This window comes from Synechococcus sp. RC10A2 (assembly GCF_047502605.1).
Genome location: NZ_JANSHP010000065.1, coordinates 7613 through 8335 on the forward strand (window position 1 = coordinate 7613; position 723 = coordinate 8335).

General features: G+C 50.1%; 1 CRISPR repeat array.

Features of this window, described 5'->3' with window-relative positions:
• Positions 1 to 19 precede the first annotated feature (19 nt).
• Positions 20 to 432: direct repeats of the CRISPR family, unit length 36 nt; unit sequence GTTTCCAATTTCTAGGGATCCCCCCGAAGGGGGAAC.
• Positions 433 to 723: the final 291 nt, after the last annotated feature.

The window sequence follows — 723 nt, forward strand, 5'->3', positions numbered from 1 at the left end:
CAAAGGCTACCACTAGGGTGTTTCCAATTTCTAGGGATCCCCCCGAAGGGGGAACACTTGCGTGGTCCAACGCTTCAGGTATTCAGCCTTGGGTTTCCAATTTCTAGGGATCCCCCCGAAGGGGGAACTTCCCTTAAAACTAGAACAAGGGAGATTTTAAGGAGGGAGTTTCCAATTTCTAGGGATCCCCCCGAAGGGGGAACCTACGTCAACCCAACTAAAGGGCTGATTGACTAGTTCCGTTTCCAATTTCTAGGGATCCCCCCGAAGGGGGAACTCTATTTCCAGGTCTTTGATCTATATTATGACGAGTACTGGTTTCCAATTTCTAGGGATCCCCCCGAAGGGGGAACCAAGTTTTTTAGGTCGATGCAAAGCAAGCTGAAATTGCTGCAAGTTTCCAATTTCTAGGGATCCCCCCGAAGGGGGAACTCCACCCCTATTAAACCCAAGCAGGGCAAGGAATGCAAGACCCATTTGCGAGGGATCCGGAAAAAAGTCGGCAAAAAGGGTGCTGGCGAGGGGGCTTTGGGGCCGGAAAGCCTTGTGGCGCAAGGCGTCGAGGGATCGGACGAAAGAATCGGCCTTTGCGGCTTTTGGCGGATCGCTCGCGGAGGCGTTGATACCGTTTGAGTGTGCTTTTGGAAACACCGAGTGCTTAAGTAGGAAGAGCATGACTCTAGTCAATAATAAGCTCAACTATACTGAAAATAATGTATAATA